This is a genomic window from Marinobacter sp. EVN1 (assembly GCF_000475375.1).
In the GTDB taxonomy this organism is placed as follows: Bacteria; Pseudomonadota; Gammaproteobacteria; order Pseudomonadales; family Oleiphilaceae; genus Marinobacter; species Marinobacter nauticus.
On record NZ_AXCB01000040.1, the window covers coordinates 1 to 1,209 of the forward strand.

Sequence of the window (1,209 nt, forward strand, 5' to 3'; positions counted from 1 at the left end):
ATATTCCCTTACACCTAACGCCAGCCATAAACGGCGCCCTGACTAGGGCGTCCGGCGACCGAAGGGAGCGAATTTGATGGCCTTGTTAGCTGGGGTAACCGTGAGGCCTGATACCCGGCAACCAACATGACCGCCTGCTCCGCTGCCCTGGCACCGAATTACGCCGGTGCACTGTGATTGAAAACACCGCCAACGATGCGGTGAATGAACCAGAACTTCAGAGTAGCCAGTCCAGACCCTATTTTCGGTGAACGACCCCACAAGGCGAGCACCAACTTCTATATCAACACCGATGGGAGATTGAGCTGCCAATTTGGCCACGGATTCCGACGGCCTTGGCAAAACACCTACCTTACCGATTTACTGCCTGCTTTCGGCCAAGGCCCGATGGCACCCAGCCGCCAAAAAAGATCAAGGTACTACCAGCTAACGCTTGCAGCAGGGGCGCGAAGTCAGGAGCGTCCCTTGCCTGCGCTGGTTATGAGTATTCAGGCACATGGTAAGCGCCTGACCTCAACCAAACTAAATTCCAGCTTTTCGGTTGCACGGTCAAAAGCTGCCACCCCTTCCGTCTTAATAAGCGAATATTCAGAACCAAAGATCGGGACCAACCATAAAAGGTTTACGTGTTGTGCTCCCACGTGAAAACACTCTAGAGACTCAGGCTCTCCTCGAGGCTCATCAAACAAAATAGCTTTAGGCCATCCCTCAGGTGCCAATTGGTTTTCTGGTACCAGATCTTCACTTTTTGGAGAACGCCCTAAGCTCTCAAGGACGTAGGCGGCTATATCGAAAATATAGTTGATGATGGTATCTGGCTGTTCGCTGGCTACAACGTCTGGCAACGTTAGCAACAATTCCGCGTCACAGCTTCGTCCGTCCTTGAAAACGCAAGACGATAACCCGATCGTCGCAAAACGATGAACATTGTCATTAGGCAGCGGAGGGAAGGAGTAGAGCTCTACTCGCCTAGTATCACGAGTCAGAAGATTTCGAGTCTTGGGCATCCCCCAATGATCCATGTAAGCACCAAGGATGATCGTTCTTCTGATGTCGTACTCGAGTTCCATAGACCTACTTATGATTTTGGACGATTGGCTCATAACGCGAGTGGTAATGGGCGCTAGCGGAGCGGAGCGCAGTTGGCGTCCCGTTGACCACCTGGTTAAGTTTTTGGCGGTTCATCCTCCAACCATGCTTCATCAAACC

At 51.9% G+C, this 1,209-nt stretch carries 1 protein-coding gene; it reads right to left on the reverse strand.

Features of this window, described 5'->3' with window-relative positions; translation table 11 throughout:
• Positions 1–488: 488 nt before the first annotated feature.
• A complete protein-coding gene (locus Q674_RS34790; RefSeq protein ID WP_023009414.1) occupies positions 489–1,070 on the reverse strand; it encodes a suppressor of fused domain protein in 582 nt (193 codons plus the stop codon).
• Positions 1,071–1,209: the final 139 nt, after the last annotated feature.